General features: G+C 64.2%; 16 protein-coding genes. 9 read left to right on the top strand and 7 right to left on the bottom strand.

All coding sequences use genetic code 11. The annotated features are described in order from the left end of the window. A partial coding sequence (mutS, locus tag AS156_RS14965; RefSeq protein WP_082747518.1) for a DNA mismatch repair protein MutS occupies nt 1-1,757 on the top strand: 1,757 nt, incomplete at its 5' end. Between the two features lie 121 nt (nt 1,758-1,878). Here the strand turns inward: mutS and AS156_RS14960 are convergent. The 5 genes from AS156_RS14960 to AS156_RS14940 form a co-directional block, all read right to left on the bottom strand. Next, a complete protein-coding gene (locus AS156_RS14960; RefSeq protein ID WP_066505321.1) occupies nt 1,879-2,679 on the bottom strand; it encodes a hypothetical protein in 801 nt (266 codons plus the stop codon). A gap of 159 nt (nt 2,680-2,838) precedes the next feature. Further along, complete coding sequence (locus AS156_RS14955; RefSeq protein WP_066505318.1) at nt 2,839-3,348, bottom strand: OsmC family protein; 510 nt, start codon at nt 3,346-3,348, stop codon at nt 2,839-2,841. A gap of 56 nt (nt 3,349-3,404) precedes the next feature. After that, entirely contained in the window at nt 3,405-4,190 is a 786-nt protein-coding gene (locus AS156_RS14950; RefSeq protein ID WP_066505315.1) for an ABC transporter ATP-binding protein, read from the bottom strand. Further along, nucleotides 4,190-5,032, bottom strand: a complete 843-nt coding sequence (locus AS156_RS14945; protein WP_066505372.1) for an ABC transporter permease — start codon at nt 5,030-5,032, stop codon at nt 4,190-4,192. Before AS156_RS14945 ends, AS156_RS14950 begins: the two co-directional genes overlap by 1 nt. Before the next feature lie 196 nt (nt 5,033-5,228). After that, the gene (locus tag AS156_RS14940) at nt 5,229-6,203 is read right to left on the bottom strand and encodes an aliphatic sulfonate ABC transporter substrate-binding protein (protein ID WP_066505305.1); all 975 of its coding nucleotides are present in this window, start codon (nt 6,201-6,203) and stop codon (nt 5,229-5,231) included. A gap of 198 nt (nt 6,204-6,401) precedes the next feature. Between AS156_RS14940 and AS156_RS14935 the strand changes: the two genes are divergently transcribed. Beyond that, nucleotides 6,402-9,194 (top strand): [protein-PII] uridylyltransferase, encoded by a 2,793-nt coding sequence (locus AS156_RS14935; protein WP_066505303.1) that lies wholly within the window; start codon nt 6,402-6,404, stop codon nt 9,192-9,194. A gap of 95 nt (nt 9,195-9,289) precedes the next feature. Here the strand turns inward: AS156_RS14935 and AS156_RS14930 are convergent, their stop codons facing one another. Then, nucleotides 9,290-9,526, bottom strand: a complete 237-nt coding sequence (locus tag AS156_RS14930; protein ID WP_066505301.1) for a hypothetical protein — start codon at nt 9,524-9,526, stop codon at nt 9,290-9,292. Between the two features lie 446 nt (nt 9,527-9,972). Between AS156_RS14930 and AS156_RS14925 the strand changes: the two genes are divergently transcribed. The 5 genes from AS156_RS14925 to AS156_RS14905 all read left to right on the top strand — a co-directional run bounded on the left by AS156_RS14925 (nt 9,973) and on the right by AS156_RS14905 (nt 13,437). Beyond that, nucleotides 9,973-11,727 carry a PAS domain-containing sensor histidine kinase gene (locus AS156_RS14925; protein WP_201456039.1) on the top strand — a complete coding sequence of 585 codons (1,755 nt, stop codon included), beginning with the start codon at nt 9,973-9,975 and terminating at the stop codon, nt 11,725-11,727. Further along, nucleotides 11,724-12,395, top strand: coding sequence for a response regulator transcription factor (locus tag AS156_RS14920; RefSeq protein ID WP_066505294.1), 672 nt, complete (start codon nt 11,724-11,726; stop codon nt 12,393-12,395). Before AS156_RS14925 ends, AS156_RS14920 begins: the two co-directional genes overlap by 4 nt. A gap of 97 nt (nt 12,396-12,492) precedes the next feature. Next, entirely contained in the window at nt 12,493-12,882 is a 390-nt protein-coding gene (locus AS156_RS14915) for a response regulator transcription factor (protein WP_066505293.1), read from the top strand. A 34-nt stretch (nt 12,883-12,916) separates the two neighbouring features. Then, nucleotides 12,917-13,249 carry a hypothetical protein gene (locus AS156_RS42055; protein ID WP_136626229.1) on the top strand — a complete coding sequence of 111 codons (333 nt, stop codon included), beginning with the start codon at nt 12,917-12,919 and terminating at the stop codon, nt 13,247-13,249. Continuing rightward, nucleotides 13,246-13,437, top strand: a complete 192-nt coding sequence (locus AS156_RS14905; RefSeq protein ID WP_066505282.1) for a hypothetical protein — start codon at nt 13,246-13,248, stop codon at nt 13,435-13,437. Before AS156_RS42055 ends, AS156_RS14905 begins: the two co-directional genes overlap by 4 nt. Before the next feature lie 160 nt (nt 13,438-13,597). Here AS156_RS14905 and AS156_RS14900 read toward each other — a convergent pair whose 3' ends face one another. Continuing rightward, nucleotides 13,598-14,134 carry a methylated-DNA--[protein]-cysteine S-methyltransferase gene (locus AS156_RS14900; protein WP_066505280.1) on the bottom strand — a complete coding sequence of 179 codons (537 nt, stop codon included), beginning with the start codon at nt 14,132-14,134 and terminating at the stop codon, nt 13,598-13,600. Between the two features lie 202 nt (nt 14,135-14,336). Between AS156_RS14900 and AS156_RS14895 the strand changes: the two genes are divergently transcribed. Both AS156_RS14895 and AS156_RS14890 read left to right on the top strand, forming a co-directional pair. Beyond that, entirely contained in the window at nt 14,337-15,557 is a 1,221-nt protein-coding gene (locus AS156_RS14895) for an ABC transporter substrate-binding protein (RefSeq protein ID WP_082747517.1), read from the top strand. Between the two features lie 239 nt (nt 15,558-15,796). After that, on the top strand, nt 15,797-17,023 hold the full coding sequence (locus AS156_RS14890) for an ABC transporter substrate-binding protein (RefSeq protein ID WP_066505276.1): 1,227 nt from the start codon (nt 15,797-15,799) through the stop codon (nt 17,021-17,023). The last annotated feature ends 6 nt before the right edge of the window (nt 17,024-17,029 follow it).

Raw genomic sequence — 17,029 nt, 5'->3', positions numbered from 1 at the left:
CCGCCGCCGGCTCGCGGCTGCTGGCGCAGCGCCTTGCCGCACCGCTCACCGACGTTGCCGTGATTGCGCGGCGGCTCGATGCGGTCTCGGCCTTCGTCGCCGACAGCGCCGCGCGCGAGGATATCAGAACCGTGCTGCGCGCCGCGCCCGACATGTCGCGCGCGCTGGCGCGGCTTTCGGTCGGCCGCGGCGGTCCGCGCGATCTCGCCAGCCTGCGTGACGGCATCCTCGCCGCCGATCAGGCGCTGGAGCTGCTGGCGCTGACAGACAATCCGCCGGCCGAGATCGTGGCCGTGATGGCGGCGCTGCGGCGACCCTCGCGCGATCTTGCGCAGGAATTTTCCCGCGCGCTTTCCGAGCAGCTGCCGCTGATCAAGCGCGACGGCGGTTTCGTCCGCGAGGGTTATGAGGCCGCGCTCGACGAGAGCCGCAATCTGCGCGACGCTTCGCGCCTCGTGGTCGCCGCGATGCAGGCACGCTATGCCGAGAATACCGGCATCAAGACGCTGAAGATCCGGCACAACAATGTGCTCGGCTATTTCGTCGAGGTCACCGCACAGCACGGCGACAAGCTGCTGGCGCCGCCGTTGAACGCGACCTTCATCCATCGCCAGACGCTGGCCGGACAGATCCGCTTCACCACCGCGGAGCTCGGCGAGATCGAGGCGAAGATCGCGAATGCCGGCGAACGCGCGCTCAACCTTGAGCTGGAGATCTTCGAACGGCTGAGCGCGATGGCGCTCGCCGCCAGCGACGACTTACGCAACGCCGCGCATGCGTTTGCGATGCTCGACGTCGCGACCTCGCTCGCGAAGCTTGCGATCGACGACAATTACGTGCGGCCGGAGGTCGATGGCTCGCTCGGCCTTGCGATCGAGGGCGGCCGTCATCCGGTGGTCGAGCAGGCGCTGAAGCGCGATGGCCAACCCTTCATCGCCAATGCCTGCGACTTGTCGCCGGCGCCGGGACAGAAGTCTGGTCAGCTCTGGCTGATCACCGGTCCGAACATGGCCGGCAAGTCGACCTTCCTGCGCCAGAATGCGCTGATCGCGCTCTTGGCGCAGATCGGCTCTTTCGTGCCGGCATCACGCGCGCGGCTCGGCATCGTCGACCGCCTGTTCTCGCGTGTCGGCGCCGCTGACGATCTAGCGCGCGGACGCTCGACCTTCATGGTCGAGATGGTCGAGACCGCCGTGATCCTCAACCAGGCCAGCGAGCGATCGCTGGTCATCCTCGACGAGATAGGGCGTGGCACTGCGACCTTCGATGGTCTCTCGATCGCCTGGGCCGCGATCGAGCACCTGCATGAGAGCAACCGCTGCCGCACGCTGTTCGCGACGCATTATCACGAGCTGACCGCGCTCTCGGCCAAGCTGCCGCGTATGTTCAACGCCACTGTGCGAGTGAAGGAATGGCAGGGCGACGTGGTGTTCCTGCACGAGGTGCTGCCGGGCTCGGCCGACCGCTCCTACGGCATCCAGGTCGCGAAACTCGCGGGCCTGCCGCCCGCCGTGATCGCGCGGGCCAAATCGGTGCTCGCAAAGCTGGAAGCCCAGGACCGCGGCCAGACCGCGCGCGCGCTCGCCGACGACCTGCCGCTATTCGCCGTCCCCTCGCGCGCCGCCACCGAGGACAAGCCCCCGAGGGAGGCCGACCTGCTGATGGAAGCAGTGAAAGCGCTGCACCCCGACGAGATGTCGCCGCGCGAGGCGCTGGATGCGTTGTACGCGTTGAAAGCGAAGCTGCCGAAGGGGTAACCCAGCCTGCGCTTTCATCGTATGTCTCACCGTCATTGCGAGCGAAGCGAAGCAATCCATTTCTCCGCGCACGCGGGACGATGGATTGCTTCGCCGCTACGCTCCTCGCAATGACGCGTGGCTAGGCTCGCACCGTCTTCCTTCGCCCGTTCCGCCACAGCACCAGATTCCACACGATGCAGGTGGCGAGCGCGCAGCTGAGGCCGATCGGCGAGCCGAATTGCAGCACGGCGACATGCAGCACCGCGATGCCGAGGCCGAAGCCCATCAGGCCCCAGGCGCTGTTGGCGAGCACGGCGGCGGTGGCGGGGCCGCCGATGCGTGGATGCAGGATCAACATCATCGAGGAGAACACGATCGGAAACAGCGCCATCACGCCGGTGACGCGCGGACCGACCCAGCCGGATGCGGTGACCACGGTGCCGACCAGGCTTGCGACCAGCAATGCGCGCAGCGGGATGTCGTACCAGCGCCGCGCGATCAGCGGCATCTTGGCGACGTGCCGATAAGGCTTCAGCAGCGGAATGCAGATCGCGAAGGTGACGGCGTTGACGAGAAGCCCGCCCAGCAGCGTCCACTCGAACTGGCGCATGATGGTGGCGAGCACCAGCCACAGCGCGATCGCGGCGCCGGCGCTGATCCACATGCTGAAGCGCTGCGCCAGCACGGCGTAAGTCAGGCCCATATAGATGGTCGCCGCGTTGACCGGCAGGCTCGACAGCGCGCCCTCGGCGATGAAGGCGGCGTCATGGTCGAGCGCGAGGAAGGTGTAGGACGGCCCGGCCGAGATCGGCAATGTCGCGACCAGCGCGCCGATCACCGGCCCCGACCGCTCCGTGATGATGGACGCGCTGACCACGAATGCCGCCGCGACGGCCATGCGCAGCACGAGGATCAGGAGGAACTGAAGGTCGGGGGACATTCTGCGTCATCCCGGCGAAGGCCGGGATCCATAACCACGACTATTCGTGTGGAGCGAAGGCCGTCGGACGGCGCGGCTTGAACCGAGAGAGCACGGCGTATGGATCCCGGCTCCGCGCGCAAGCGCGCACTCGGCCGGGACGACACCGACTAAGCCCAACTACACCCGCTGCATCGAAACCGTGACCTTCGGGCCGTTCTTGATGGTCTGGTAGACCACGCAATAGCGCTCGGTGAGCTTGAGCAGCAGGTCGAGCCTGTCCTGCGGCGCGTCGGTTCCGACGTCGAAGCGCAGGCGGATCTCTCGAAAGCCGACCGGGGCCTCCTTGTCGACGCCGAGCGTGCCGCGGAAATCGAGATCGCCCTCGGCGGACACATGACCCGTCTTGAGCGACACCTCGACGGCGGTGGCGACCGATTTCAACGTAACGCCGGCGCAGGCGACCAGCGCCTCCAGCAGCATATCGCCGGAGCAAAGCTCGAGCCCGGAGCCGCCGGTTGCGGGGTGGAGGCCGGCGACCGCGAGCGCGCGGCCGGTCTCGACCTTGCAGGAAATGCTTTCGTTGTCGATCGAGCCCTTGGCTTTCAGCGTGATCACGGCGGTCGACGGATCGACCTTGTAGCGTTCCTTGATCGGGGCCTGCATTGCGCGGAGTTCGGCGGAGTCCATGGTTCTGCTCCCGGCTGTTCTTCTTTATTCCGGTGTAAGGCCTTAGCGCGCTGCTGTCACCACCACATCGCCTCGCCGGCGTTCGATTTGTCCGTGACGTCGCGCACGTTGCGGTCCAGCGAGCGGTCGAGCGCGGTCAGCACGCGGCGCTTGAAGGTATCGAACAGCTCCGAATTGCGGTCGCGCGGCCGCGCCAGATTGACCGTGATCTCCGCGAACAGCCGGCCCGGCCGCGGCCGCATCACGATGACGCGGTCGGCCAGCACCACGGCCTCGTCGACATCATGGGTAACCAGGATCAGGGTCGGGCGCGTATCGGCCCAGAGATCGAGCAGATGGTCCTGCAGGTCCCGCCGAGTGAAGGCGTCGAGCGCAGAGAACGGCTCGTCGAGCAGCAGCACCTCCGGCTGCGGCACCAGCGCGCGTGCGATCGCGACCCGTTGCGCCTGCCCGCCGGAGAGCTCGCGCGGCCAGGCCGCGGCCTTATCAGTGAGGCCGACCCGGGCGAGCGCCGCCGCAACCCTCTCGCGCCGCACGCCCGCCGGAAGCTCCGCGAGGCCGAAGCCGATATTGTCGGCGACGCTGAGCCAGGGCAGCAGCCGCGGTTCCTGGAAGATAATGCCGATCTTGGCATGCGGCGAAGTGATTATCGTATTGTCCAGCGTCACCATGCCCGTGCTGGCGCGATCGAGCCCGGCAATGGCGCGCAGCAGCGTGGACTTGCCGCAGCCGGAACCGCCGATGATGGCGATGATCTCGCCCGGCCTGATTTCGGCCGAGAAACGCTCCAGCGCATGGACCCCGTTGGGATAGGTCTTGCCGACCTCGTTCAACGCCAGCATCACGCGCCTCCCCGCGCACCGAATGCGTCCTGCCAGCGCAGCAGCGGCGCGGCCGCGACTTCGATCAGCCAGTCGGTGAGCTTGCCGAGGATCGCGAAGATCACGATCGCGGCGAGGATCTGGGCCGGCTTGCCGAGCTGCTGGCCGTCGATCAGGAGGTAACCGAGCCCTTCGGACGCGCCCATGAACTCGGCGGCGACCACGAACATCCACCCCAGACCCAGCCCGACGCGCAGCGACACGACATAGGCCGGCAGCACCGCAGGCAGCAGGATACGGCGGATCATCGCAAAGCCGGACAGGCGAAAGACACGGCCGACTTCGACGACCTTGCGATCGACCGACAGGATTGCGCCCATCACGCCGAGATAGACCGGGAAGAACACGCCGACCGCGATCAGCGCGATCTTCGAGGTCTCGAAGATGCCGAGCCACAGGATGAACAGCGGCACCCAGGCGATCGATGGGATCGCGCGCAACGCCTGCACGGTCGGATCGAGGAGCCGCCGCGCCAGGCCCCAATAGCCGGAGATCGCGCCCATGATGGTGCCGGCGACGACGCCGAGCACGAAGCCGGCGCCGACGCGCCAGAGCGTCGCCAGGATGTGGCGCGTCAGTTCGCCGCTCTTGGCAAGCTCCATGATGGTGGCGAAAACCTTCGACGGCGGCGGCACGAGCCGACCGTTCGACCAGCCGAGATGCACCACGAGCTCCCAGCCGAGCGCGAGCGCGACCGGCAGCGCCAGCCCGAGCGCCGGCCGCGCAAAACGCGACCACCGCGCCGCCGCCGCACGCCGCGCGCCCGCGTCACCCTGGTCCAGCGCTGGCAGGTCAACGGTCATGGCCATAGCAAGAACTATCCTTCGGGCAGGATTGCAAGGTGGGCTCGCCCTGCTCCATTCTGCGTCGTCCCGGCGAAAGCCGGGACCCGTCACCACAGGGCATTGTGATGGAGCAGGCTGGGGCCACAGCTTTGTTCGACAACGACGCCCTGTGGTTATGGGTCCCGGATCGCGCTTCGCTTGTCCGGGACGACAGTTAGTTGGTGGGCAGCGGGACCTGATCGTCGATCAGGCTGTCGACCGCTGCCTTCACGTCGGCCTTGGCGTCGATGACGCCGGCCTGCTGCAAGGCGAGGCCCGCGGCCAGGATCGATTCGCGCTGCGGGGCGCCGATGCGGCTGTGGGTCAGCTCGGTGCGCTCCTTGAGCTGCTTGTCGACCACGGCGTCGGGCAGCTTGGTGACCGCGATGAAGGTCTTCTTGAGGTCATCGTAGTTCGCCAGCGAGCCCTTCCGCGCCTCCTCATAGGTGGCGAGCACGCGGCGCACGATATCCGGATGATCTTTCAGGAACTGCTCGCGCACATTGAGGATGCCCCAGGTGTTGGCGTCCGGCTTGCGGTAGAACAGCCTGGCGCCGTCCTCGATCTCCGCCTGCGCCATCATCGGATCGAGGCCGGCCCAGGCGTCGACGTCGCCGCGGATCAGCGCGGTCTTGCCGTCGGCGTGCTGCAGCAGCACCGGCGTGATGTCCTTTTCGGTGAGGCCGGCACCGAGCAGCGCACGGACCAGGAAGATGTGCGGATCGGTGCCGCGGGTCACCGCGACGCGCTTGCCCTTGAGATCGGCGACGGTGGCGATCTTCGAATCCTTTGATGTGACCAGCGCGGTCCATTCGGGGCGTGAATAGACGTAGATCGACTTGATCGGGTTGCCGTTGATCTTCGCGACCAGCGCGGCCGAACCCGCCGTCGAGCCGAAATCGATCGAGCCGGCATTGAGGAATTCGAGCGCCTTGTTGGAGCCTGCCGACTGCACCCAGACGATGCTGATGCCGTCCTTGGCGAACTCCTTCTCCAGGAGCCCCTTCTGCTTCAGCACCAGCGACACCGGATTATAGGTCGCCCAGTCGATCCGGATCTCCTTCAGCGCGTCGGCGGCGAAGGCTGAGCCTGGAAACAGCGCCGAGACCGCGAAGAGCGCGGCCAGCGCGCGCCGGGACAACAATGACATTCGTCGATCTCCTCGATGTGATAAAGAAACGCCCTTCTATTTCAATGAGTTAGCCTTGCGGTCAACGAGAAAATCTCTACCCTTTGTGAACCGGCGCGAGAACGATCTTGCTCAAATCGCCGTTGAAACAGCATGGAGCTGCTGCCTTTATACTTTGGTCCGTGACAGCAAAGGCTCGGTCCGTTATCGGATGGAAGCATGGACAGCGTCGTAGTCGAAGCCCGCCCTGAAGCGGACAATCGTTTCGAGACCGAACGGATCACCGCCGCGGTCAATGCCCTCGCTGAAAGGCATTCCGGCGGCGAAGACCAATTCCGCGCCGCGATGGCGCAACTGCTCAAGGCCGAGCTGATCGCGGCGCGCACCAAGGCGCAGGCGCTTCTGCTGAAAGACCGTCATGGCCGCCGTTGCGCCGAACGGCTCTGCTTCGTGCAGGACGAGATCATCCGCATCCTCTATGCCGCGGCGACCCAGCATCTCTATCCCTCGCCGATCCCGTCGGGCGCCGAGCGGATGGCCGTGGTCGCGACCGGCGGCTATGGCCGCGGGCTGATGGCGCCGGAATCCGATATCGATCTGTTGTTCATCCTGCCCTACAAGCAGACCGCCTGGGGCGAGCAGGTGGCCGAAGCGATCCTCTATTGCCTCTGGGACATGGGGTTGAAGGTCGGCCACGCCACCCGCTCGGTCGATGAATCGATCCGCCAGGCGCGCGGCGACATGACGATCCGAACCGCGATCCTGGAGACGAGATTCCTGACCGGCGACCGGCCGCTTTACGACGAGCTGGTCGAGCGCTTCGACAAGGAGGTGGTGCAGGGGACCGCGGCCGAATTCGTCACCGCCAAGCTCGCCGAGCGCGAGGAGCGGCATCGCCGCGCCGGTCAGTCGCGCTATCTGGTCGAACCCAATGTGAAGGACGGCAAGGGCGGCCTGCGCGACCTGCACACGCTGTTCTGGATCGCCAAATACGTCTACCGCGTGCGCGAGACCGACGAGCTCCTCGAGCGCGGCGTGTTCGACGCGCAGGAGTATCGCACCTTCCGCCGCTGTGCCGATTTCCTCTGGTCGGTGCGCTGCAACCTGCACTTCTTCGCCGGCCGCGCCGAGGAACGGCTGTCGTTCGACATGCAGCGCGAGATCGCCGTCCGGCTCGGCTACACGTCGCACCCCGGCATGCAGGACGTCGAGCGCTTCATGAAGCACTACTTCCTGATCGCTAAGGACGTCGGCGACCTCACCGCGATCCTGTGCGCAAAGCTGGAGGAAGAGCAGCAGAAGCCCGCGCCGGTGCTGAGCCGCATGGTGGCGCGCTTCCGCCCCTCCGCCAAGCGGCGGCGGGTGCCCGGCAGCGACGACTTCATCGTCGACAACAACCGCATTAACCTCGCAGCGCCCGACGTCTTCAAGCACGACCCGGTCAATCTCATCAGGATCTTCCGCCTCGCGCAGCAGAACAACCTCGCCTTCCATCCCGACGCGATGCGCACGGTGACGCGCTCGCTGAAACTGATCAACACCCAGCTCCGCGAGAACGAGGATGCCAATCGGCTGTTCATGGAGATCCTGACCTCCGACAACGCCGAGATCGTGCTGCGGCGGATGAACGAGACCGGCGTGCTCGGCCAATTCATCCGCGCCTTCGGCAAGATCGTGTCGATGATGCAGTTCAACATGTACCACCACTACACGGTGGACGAGCATCTGATCCGCTGCATCGGCTTCCTGCAGGAGATCGAGCGCGGCGGCAACGACGAGTTCGTTGTCGCGAGCGACCTGTTCCGCAAGATCCGTCCGGAGCATCGCCCGGTGATCTATATCGCGACGCTGTTGCACGATATCGCCAAGGGCCGGCCCGAGGATCACTCGATCGCCGGCGCCAAGGTCGCACGGCGGCTATGCCCGCGGCTCGGCTTCTCGCCCGCCGACACCGAGCTTGTGGCCTGGCTGATCGAGGAGCACCTGACGATGTCGACGGTAGCGCAGTCGCGCGACCTGTCGGACCGCAAGACGATCGAGAATTTCGCCGCCGTGGTGCAATCGGTCGAGCAGATGAAGCTGCTGACCATCCTGACCACCGCCGACATCAGGGGCGTCGGCCCGGGCGTCTGGAACGGCTGGAAGGCGCAGCTCCTGCGCACGCTGTACTACGAGACCGAGCCGGTCTTGACCGGCGGCTTCTCGGAGGTGAACCGCGCCCAGCGCATCGCGATGGCGCAGGCCGAATTCCGCGCCGCCTTCACCGAATGGCCGGAGGCCGAGCTCAACGCCTATATCGGCCGGCACTATCCGGCCTATTGGCTCAAGGTCGAGCTGCCGCGCAAGATCCGCCAGGCGCGCTTCATCCGGTCGAGCGAACAGGCCGGCCACAAGCTCGCGATCAATGTCGGCTTCGACGAATTGCGCAGCGTCACCGAGCTGACGCTGCTGGCGACCGACCATCCCTGGCTGCTGTCGATCATCGCCGGCGCCTGTGCGTCCGCGGGCGCCAACATCGTCGACGCCCAGATCTACACGACGACCGACGGCCGCGCACTCGACACCATCTCGATCTCGCGCGAATACGACCGCGACGAGGACGAGGGCCGCCGCGCGACCCGGATCGGCCAGATGATCGAGGACGTGCTCGAGGGCAAGCTGCGGCTGCCCGAGGCGGTGGCACGCCGCGCGGTGCGCAGCAAGGCGCGGCCGTTCATCGTCGAGCCCGAGGTCACCATCAACAACCAGTGGTCGGATCGCTACACCGTGATCGAGGTCTCCGGCCTCGACCGCCCCGGCCTGCTGTATCAGCTCACCACGGCGATCTCGAAGCTCAACCTCAACATCGCCTCGGCGCATGTCGCGACCTTCGGCGAGCGCGCCCGCGACGTGTTCTACGTCACCGATCTGCTCGGCGCCCAGATCACCGCGCCGACCCGGCAGGCCGCGATCAAGAGCGCGCTGCTGCACCTGTTGTCGAGCGAGGACGCCGCGGCGAAGCCGGCGGCGTAGCAGCGCTCTCCACTCGTCATTCCGAGACAGCCCACAGGCTGAGCCCGGAGTAGATTGCACGAGGTGCAGAGGCGCTCTCGCATATGAGCACGGCCCTAACCGGCATCGGGCTCAAGGGCTGCCAAGCTCGCCCGCAGCAAGGCTAGATAATTTGCCTGGGCGGCCAAAAGGCTCAGATAGCACAGCCCAAGCAGCGCGACCCACGAAGCGTCGATCGTTCGCTCGCCGCCGTCGATGATGGCGGGCTGGAAGCTGCGGTCGCAGCTCTGGTGCCTCGTGTCGAATTCGACGTCGTCGGAGCAAAGGATCAAGTGCGGAGGTGCTTTCGACATATCAAATCTCCAGGTCGGTTCTCCAAGTCGGTGATCGGCAACCCGCCGGGCCAGCGGCAAGACGCGCGCGGCCGGCGAGACGTCAGGGTAAGAGCTATTCGGCACGGCAATTTCGGATGACCCGCTGTCCTCGAGTCACCCGACGAGCCTACTCCGCGAAGTGGAACCGGCCATTGAACGGAGGTTGATCCAGCCGTTACGTTTTGGTGGGGAGGGTCATACCTTGGTTTCGGCTACAACCTGGACCTGAGCACACGCCCGCGCTTCGCGCACTGGGCGATCTGACGCTGCCCGGGAGGGTGACCAAAAGTATGGCATCATGTCGTCCGGACATCGAAAAGCTGCTAATGTACAAGCTATTGCGAGGGCGACGTGGTCGCCGCTGATGATAATGGTCACCTAGCGACGCAGCGCGGCCCGCGATAGCCAATTGCTTCGTGCTGCCGATGAACCGCAACCCGACAATAAAGTCCTGGCCGGCCGAGCAATGGCTGCTCGGCTGCATGGTCCTGGCGCTCGGGACGGCGGCCTGCATTTGGCTGGTGCTTGGTCCGGCGCCGGCAACCCCTGCGTATCTGATTGCCGTCGTACTGCTCGTCGCCGCGCTTGGCGCCGCATTGATCATGATGCGCCTGGTGGGCTCCATCCAAAGGCAAGTGGAGGGCATACGGCAAGGCCGGACAAGAGGCGACGAGCCCGCGATCGAGGCGCTACGCAACAGCGAGGCACAATGGAGGGAGGTGTTCGAGCACAACCCCGTGATGTACTTCATGGTCGATGCAGCAGGCACCGTACTCTCCGTCAACTCGTTTGGTGCCGCACAACTGGGCTACTCGGTCGACGAGTTGCTCGGGCAATCCGTGCTGATCGTCTTTGCCGCCGAGGACCGGCACCTGGTCCAGGACAACGTGTCAGCATGTCTCGACAATATCGGTCAAACCCACAGCTGGGAGATCCGGAAGGTTCGCAAGGACGGTTCGCGGCTCTGGGTTCGCGAGAATGCCAAGGCCGTGCGGCGGCTGGATGATCAATTGATCGTCCTGATTGCATGCGAGGATATCACGCAGCGCAAGCAGGCTGAGAATGCGCTGCAGCAAAGTGAAATGTACCTCGCCGAAGCGCAGCGATTGAGCCACACCGGAAGCTTTGGCTGGCGCGTTGCCAGCGGCGAGATCATCTGGTCGGAAGAGACCTTCAGAATGTTCGGATTCGACAAGGTTCCTTCCATCAAGCACAACACGGTCCTTCAACGCGTCCATCCGGATGATCGCGCGCGCGTGCGGCGAACCATTGACCGCGCGTCCAGCGATCGCGAGGATTTCGAGCATGGATACCGATTGCTGATGCCCGACGGCGCAATCAAGCATGTCTACGCCAGGGCGCATGCGGTGATCAATGCGTCGGGCGATACTGAGTTTATCGGGGCGGTAACGGACGTCACGGCCCGCAAGCGGGCCGAGGCGGAATTGCATGAGTCTCAGGCGAATCTCGCGCACGTCACGCGCGTGACGGCCCTGGGAGAGCTCGCCGCGTCGATCGCCCATGAGGTGAACCAGCCCCTTGCCGCCGTGGTGACCAACGCCGCCGCATGTCTGCGCTGGCTCGACCGAGCGCCTCCCGATCTGAATGAGGCGCGCGGAGCGGCGGAAGCAATCATCAAGGACGGCAAGCGGGCGGGCGAAGTCATCCAGCGCGTTCGCGCACTGGTGAACAAGACGATCGATCAGAAAGCGCCGCTTGCCATCAATGACGTCATCAACGAGGTGATTGGCCTGGTTCAACATGAACTGCTGAGCCATCGTGTGTCCTTGCGGCTGGAACTGACGCCCGGGCTACCGCTGGTTCCGGCCGATCGCATTCAGCTGCAACAGGTCATCCTCAACCTTGTCATCAATGGCATTGAGGCGATGCAGCCGGTCACGGACCGGCCGCGCGAACTCGTGATCCGAACACGCCAGGATGACGCCCGGCATATCCTGGTTGCGGTCAGCGATTGCGGCCTCGGGGTTGCCGCCGAAAATGCCGACCGGCTGTTTGACGCCTTCTTCACCACCAAATCGGCCGGCATGGGCATGGGGTTATCGATCTGCCGCTCGATCATCGATGCCCATGGTGGTCGTCTCTCGATGGCCGGCAACGCCGGACCCGGCGCGACTTTTCAGTTCACGCTCCCACTGCTTCAGGAGGACCACGCACCGTGATCGAGCGCGCGGCATCGCCTCACGCTCCTGCAAGCGCCGAGGAACCGATCGTCTTCGTCGTCGACGACGACGCATCGATGCGGGACGCGCTGAGCAATCTGTTCAGGTCCGTCGGCTTGCGGGTCAAGGTGTTCGCCTCGGCTCATGAATTTCTGCGGAGCAAGCTTCCCGATGCCTCCAGCTGCCTGATCCTTGACATCCGGCTGCCGCGAGTAAGCGGCCTCGACTTTCAGGCCGAGTTGGCGAAAGCCGACGTTCATATCCCGATCATCTTCATGACGGGCCATGGCGATATCCCGATGACGGTCAGGGCGATGAAGGCCGGAGCTGTCGATTTCCTGACCAAGCCATTTCGAGATCAGGACATGCTGGATGCCGTAACCACGGCGATCGAGCGCGACAGAAGCCGCCGCGACGAAGCAAAGGTTCTCTCAGACCTGCGTGCGGCTTTCGCCACCCTGACGCCTCGCGAGCGGGAGGTGATGGCTCTCGTCACCGCGGGGCTCATGAACAAGCAGGTCGCAGCCGAAATCGGGGTGGCCGAGATCACGGTGAAGATACACCGCGGGCATATCATGAGAAAGATGGCCGCTAAGTCATTGCCGGATCTGGTGCGGATGGCCCAGCTGCTCGGGGTGGGGCCAGGATCCGGCGGGGCGCAAACCTAAGTATGATTCTCCGACCCCGGTTCACGACGCACTGTGCGCTCGCGCGACCGTCCAGCAATGGACCGATACCCGCTGGTCGTCCCCAGGAAGGATCCCCTTGCCCCACCCGCCGGTCATATCAATCATCGACGATGATGTGTCGGTTCGCGCCGCAACCCACAATCTCGTCAGGTCACTCGGCTATGTGGTCCATACGTTCGCGTCGGCGGAAGAGTTCCTGCTTTCGCCGCACCTGAACGACACATCGTGTGTGATCACGGATGTCAGAATGCCGGCGATGAGCGGGCTCGATCTGCAGACGCACTTGCTTGCAAGCGGACGGCGCTTTCCCTTCATCTTCGTGACAGCCTTCTCGGTCGAAAGCGATCGCAGCCGGGCTCTAAAGGCGGGAGCCGTCTGCTTCTTGATCAAACCCTTCGGCGGCGAAGCCCTGATCAAATGCCTCGACGCGGCCCTGGCGCAAACCAGCGCGCCAGGAGGCGAATGAGCTCAAGCGGGGGCGGTGCACTGAGCCTATACGCATGGATGATCCCGCCAAACATCTGGACAATTTGAACCTTCGCGGTGACGGCGCAAGAATCCGCATCACCCTCCGGGACGAACGAACTCGTTCTCCGGGAAGGGCGAAGACAAAGTCCAGCACCAGACGTTTTGATCGGCAAATGGCAATTCCTCGGAGCGAGATCGCCATGCGTACAGAACCGCGCTGCTCTCAGTGTGACGGTGAAGACCCCAACATCATCTCCTTGCGAAACCCCGCTGGCGAGCGCTTCTGCGGGCGCTTGTGCCTGTACAAGGGCCAGGAGAACTTTATCCGCTGGATGCGGCGTTCCAATGCGGAGGCCGCGTCATGACGAACCATTGCGGCAATCCGGACTGCAGGCGTCCCTTCGGACTGATCCGGCGAAGCTGGCACTTTGAGCAATTCTGCTCGACGAAGTGTCTCGAGATCTACAAGCAGAGGCTGCAGCGTAACGCAGCCTACTGGAAATGGCTCTACCGCCTCCCCGGAACCGAAGGTCCCGCGAAGAAAGTGTCCTGACGAGAGCGGGCCATGACAACCGTAGATGCGATGCTGGTGGGAGCGATACTGGCCTGGGCGCCGACGCTCATCGTATTTCTCTATATTGTGAGAGACATGCGCAACATGTCGGGCGGGGACCTCGATTGATCGTCGACCCACCGGCCACCGTCAGCCGCCGCTAGACCTCCACGCCCTCGTGGCGCAGCAGCCAGCGCTTGCGTTCCAGCCCGCCGCCGTATTTGACCAGCGAGCCGTTGGCGCCGATCAGGCGGTGGCACGGCACGACGACGCTGATCGGATTGGAGCCGTTGGCGTGGCCGACGGCGCGCATCGCGTTCGGCGCCTTCAGCTTCGCGGCTAGCGCGCCGTAGCTCATGGTGGTGCCGGGCGGAATCTTCGGCAATGCGTGCCAGACCTTCTGCTGGAAGGCCGTGCCGGCGACACGCCACCTGATATCGGCAAGCCGGTCGAGGTCGCCCTTGAAATAGCCGCTCAAGGCCTCACGAAGCTCGCGCGGCGCGCGGCCGTCCCGTAATGTCACTACACCATAGTGCAGCCGCAGCAGCTCGAGCATGCGACCCTCATAGTCATCCCAATCGAGCGCGCGCAACACGCCGTCAGCGTCGGTCACCAGCAGTGCGGTCCCGATCGGGGTCTTGAGGCGGTCGAGGTTGAACGTTCGCGGTGTCTTTTGCGGTGTCTTGTAGGCAGCCATCGTCGTCTCGCGCAAATCGGTATCGGTCCGCGATACTTTTCACCTCCGGGCCACCGGCGTCCACCCGAATTCCGCGACACCGCGCGCAGGCGGCATTGCCTTGCAATGGCCCACCCCTTCCTCCATCATCCCGGCAACGATGACATCCGCCAGGGGAAAGCTTCCTGCGGACAAGATCATCGGCAACATGGGAGGTCACGACATGAGAGGCGTGCAATTGCTCGCTGCGAGTGCGCTTGCGATCGCGTTGTCCGTTACTTCAGCCGCCGCGCAGAAGAAATATGATATCGGCGCGACCGACACCGAGATCAAGATCGGCCAGACCGTGCCGTTCTCGGGGCCCGCGTCGGCCTATGCCGGCATCGGCAAGACACAGGCGGCCTATATCAAGATGATCAACGATCAGGGCGGCATCAACGGCCGCAAGCTGAACCTGATCCAGTATGACGACGCCTATTCGCCGCCCAAGGCGGTCGAGCAGGTGCGCAAGCTCGTCGAAGGCGACGAGGTGCTGTTCACCTTCCAGATCATCGGCACGCCGTCGAACGCCGCCGTGCAGAAATACCTGAACGCGAAGAAGGTGCCGCAACTGCTCGCCTCGACCGGCGCCTCGCGCTTCTCCGATCCCAAGAACGCGCCGTGGACCATCGCCTTCAATCCGAACTACCAGTCCGAGGGCCGCATCTACGCCAAATACATCCTGGCCAATCATCCAAATGCCAAGATCGGCATCTTCTACCAGAACGACGATCTCGGCCGCGACTACATCGCCGGCCTGAAGAGCGGGCTCGGCGACAAGGCGGCAAGCATGATCGTCGCGGAAGTGTCCTATGAGCTGACCGACCCGACCGTCGACTCCCAAATCGTCAAGCTGAAGGCCGCCGGCGTCGACCTGCTCTACGACGCATCGACGCCGAAATTCGCCGCGCAGGCGATCCGCAAGGTCGCGGACCTCGACTGGCACCCGGTCCACATCCTCGACATCAATGCGAGCCCGGTGTCGGCGACGCTGAAGCCCGCCGGCCTCGACATCTCCAAGGGCATCATCTCGACCAACTACGGCAAGGATCCCGCCGATCCGCAGTGGAAGGACGATCCCGGCGTGAAGGCCTATTTCGCCTTCATGGACAAATACTATCCGGAAGGGGACAAGCTCAACACGGTCAACACCTACGGCTATTCGACCGCCGAGCTCTTGATCCAGGTGCTCAAGCAGTGCGGTGACAACCTCACCCGCGAAAACTTGATGAAGCAGGTGACCAGCCTGAACAAGTTCGTGCCGAGCCTCGCGCTGCCCGGCATGTCGATCACCACTGGGCCGAACGACTATCGCATCAACAAGCAGATGCAGATGATGCGCTTCAACGGCGAGCGCTGGGAGCTGTTCGGCCCGATCATCGAGGATACCGGACCGGCGGGTTAGCCTGACCGTTTGCTGACTAAGTCACCTAAGACCGGCGCAGCGCATTGCCGCTGCGCCGGTTTGTTTTTTGCGGCGCCCCCTACTTTGGTTGACTGAAATCGCTCACCTTTTCGGCAGCGATCGTCTTGCGTTGCAACAAGCGTTCCGACAGTATCCCGGCCCAGCGATGACAACTTCGGGAATTTGAGCCCGCGGACGAGATCATCGGCCAATTATCAATCACGTGAGGAAGCAGCATTATGAGGAATGGGATTCTCCACCTGGTCACGGGCACGGCGCTGGCGATGGCGCTGGCAGCGTCACCGGCTCTCGCGCAGAAGAAGTATGATCCCGGCGCGAGCGATACCGAGATCAAGATCGGCCAGACGGTTCCCTTCAGCGGTCCAGCCTCGGCCTACGCCAGCATCGGCAAGACCCAGGCCGCCTATTTCAAGATGATCAACGACCAGGGCGGCATCAACGGCCGCAAGATCAACCTGATCCAGTATGACGACGCCTATTCGCCGCCGAAGGCTGTCGAGCAGGTGCGCAAGCTCGTCGAGAGCGACGAGGTGCTCCTGACCTTCCAGATAGTCGGCACGCCGTCGAACGCCGCCGTGCAGAAATATCTCAACGCCAAGAAGGTGCCGCAGCTGTTCGCCGCCACCGGCGCCTCGAAGTTCACCGACCCGAAGAACTTCCCCTGGACGCTCGGCTTCAACCCGAACTACTTCGTCGAAGGCCGCATCTACGGCCAGTACATCCTGAAGGAGCACCCGAACGCCAAGATCGGCGTGCTCTACCAGAACGACGACCTCGGCAAGGACTATCTGAACGGCCTCAAGGCCGGCCTCGGCGCCAAGGCCGCGAGCATGGTGGTGTCGGAAGCCTCCTACGAAGTGTCCGATCCGACCATCGATTCGCAGATCATCAAGATCAAGGATTCCGGTGCCGACCTGTTCTTCTCGGCTTCGACGCCGAAGCAGGCCGCGCAGGCGATCAAGAAGATCTACGAGCTGAACTGGCATCCGGTCCAGATCGTCGACATCAACGCCACCTCGGTCGGCGCCGTGCTGCAACCCGCAGGCCTGGAGGCCTCCAAGGGCCTTATCAGCACCAACTACGGCAAGGATCCGGCCGACCCGCAGTGGAAGGACGATCCGGGCATGAAGCGCTATTTCGACTTCATGGCCAAGTACTATCCCGACGGCGACAAGAACTCGAACTTCAACACCTACGGTTACTCGACCGCGCAGTTGATGGTGCACGTGCTGAAGCAGTGCGGCGACAACCTGACGCGCGAGAACGTGCTGAAGCAGGCGACCAACCTGAAGAACGTCGAGCTCGACATGGCGCTGCCCGGCATCAAAGGCAACACCACGCCGAACGACTATCGCGTCAATAAACAGCTCCAGATGATGCGCTTCAACGGCGAACGCTGGGAGCTGTTCGGCCCGATCCTCGAGGACGCCGGTCCGGCGGGCTAGTGGCTT

The organism is Bradyrhizobium macuxiense, from assembly GCF_001542415.1.
GTDB lineage: Bacteria > Pseudomonadota > Alphaproteobacteria > Rhizobiales > Xanthobacteraceae > Bradyrhizobium > Bradyrhizobium macuxiense.
This window is presented reverse-complemented; position numbering and strand designations above follow the sequence as displayed.

Bases quoted from the DNA above. Each gene is read 5' to 3' on its own strand.
- AS156_RS14895 (WP_082747517.1), top strand. From the start codon at position 14,337: ATGAGAGGCGTGCAATTGCTCGCTGCGAGTGCGCTTGCGATCGCGTTG.
- AS156_RS14940 (WP_066505305.1), bottom strand. From the start codon at position 6,203: ATGTCATTGTTGTCCCGGCGCGCGCTGGCCGCGCTCTTCGCGGTCTCG.
- AS156_RS14900 (WP_066505280.1), bottom strand. From the start codon at position 14,134: ATGGCTGCCTACAAGACACCGCAAAAGACACCGCGAACGTTCAACCTC.
- AS156_RS14925 (WP_201456039.1), top strand. From the start codon at position 9,973: ATGAACCGCAACCCGACAATAAAGTCCTGGCCGGCCGAGCAATGGCTG.
- AS156_RS14945 (WP_066505372.1), bottom strand. From the start codon at position 5,032: ATGACCGTTGACCTGCCAGCGCTGGACCAGGGTGACGCGGGCGCGCGG.
- AS156_RS14930 (WP_066505301.1), bottom strand. From the start codon at position 9,526: ATGTCGAAAGCACCTCCGCACTTGATCCTTTGCTCCGACGACGTCGAA.
- AS156_RS14905 (WP_066505282.1), top strand. From the start codon at position 13,246: ATGACGAACCATTGCGGCAATCCGGACTGCAGGCGTCCCTTCGGACTG.
- AS156_RS14935 (WP_066505303.1), top strand. From the start codon at position 6,402: ATGGACAGCGTCGTAGTCGAAGCCCGCCCTGAAGCGGACAATCGTTTC.
- AS156_RS14955 (WP_066505318.1), bottom strand. From the start codon at position 3,348: ATGGACTCCGCCGAACTCCGCGCAATGCAGGCCCCGATCAAGGAACGC.
- AS156_RS14950 (WP_066505315.1), bottom strand. From the start codon at position 4,190: ATGCTGGCGTTGAACGAGGTCGGCAAGACCTATCCCAACGGGGTCCAT.
- AS156_RS14960 (WP_066505321.1), bottom strand. From the start codon at position 2,679: ATGTCCCCCGACCTTCAGTTCCTCCTGATCCTCGTGCTGCGCATGGCC.
- AS156_RS42055 (WP_136626229.1), top strand. From the start codon at position 12,917: ATGGATGATCCCGCCAAACATCTGGACAATTTGAACCTTCGCGGTGAC.
- AS156_RS14890 (WP_066505276.1), top strand. From the start codon at position 15,797: ATGAGGAATGGGATTCTCCACCTGGTCACGGGCACGGCGCTGGCGATG.